Genomic DNA, 884 nt, shown 5'->3' on the forward strand with positions numbered 1-884 from the left:
CGGTTGAACCCACCGCGGGATTCGCCGCGATCGAAGCCTCCGCGAGCACCGGAGTCGCCGCCGGGGCGGAACCCGCCCCGCGACTCGTCACGCCGCTCGCCGGAATCGTTCCTGCGTTTGAAACCGCCCCGTTCACCGGAGTCCGGGTTGCGCTGGAATCCGCCCCGGTCGCCGGACCCACCTCTGGCAGCCGAACCGCCACGGCCCGCGGACTCTTCCCCGCGTCGGAAACCACCGCGCTTGGGTGCGTCACCCCCGCGAGGGAAGCCACCGGTGGCACCACCTCGGTCTCCGGATTCCTGGCGTCTGAACCCACCGCGCTCGCCCGAGCTGCTGCGCTGGTCCTGACCGCCACTATCCCCGCGGCGGTTGAACCCGCCGGAATTGTCGCGGCGTTGGAAACCACCTCGGTCGGAAGAACCCTCCCGCTGGGTGTAGCCGCCCGATTCCCCGCGGCGTGGAGAGCCGCCCCGTTCCCCCGAATCGCCTCTACGGTTGAACCCGCCGCCGCGTCGGTCGCGGTCCGGCTGGTCACCTCGCCCGCCGGACCCGGAGTCTGGAGCGCCGCGCCGGAAGGGCTTCCGATCGTCGTTTTCGTCCGGCACGGTGCTCCCTTTCTTGGTTTCGCAAAAAGTCGATATGCCCACAAATTCAATCACGCACCTGCGGTGGGACGCGGGCACGGGCAAGGTTCGCCAGAGCTCCATCAGGTGCTCAAACGCAGATAGGGGACCCAGAATCTGGGTCCCCTATCGCAAAGGATGTTCCGGCGGTGTCCTACTCTCCCACACCCTGTCGAGTGCAGTACCATCGGCGCTGGCAGGCTTAGCTTCCGGGTTCGGAATGGGACCGGGCGTTTCCCTACCGCTATGGCCGCCGTAACT

At 68.0% G+C, this 884-nt stretch carries 1 rRNA gene; it reads right to left on the reverse strand.

Going from position 1 to position 884, the window contains the following annotated elements:
* Positions 1-764: 764 nt before the first annotated feature.
* Positions 765-881 (reverse strand): 5S ribosomal RNA (rrf, locus tag HOV91_RS39165).
* Positions 882-884 lie beyond the last annotated feature (3 nt).

Source organism: Nocardia barduliensis (assembly GCF_013315795.1).
GTDB lineage: Bacteria > Actinomycetota > Actinomycetes > Mycobacteriales > Mycobacteriaceae > Nocardia > Nocardia barduliensis.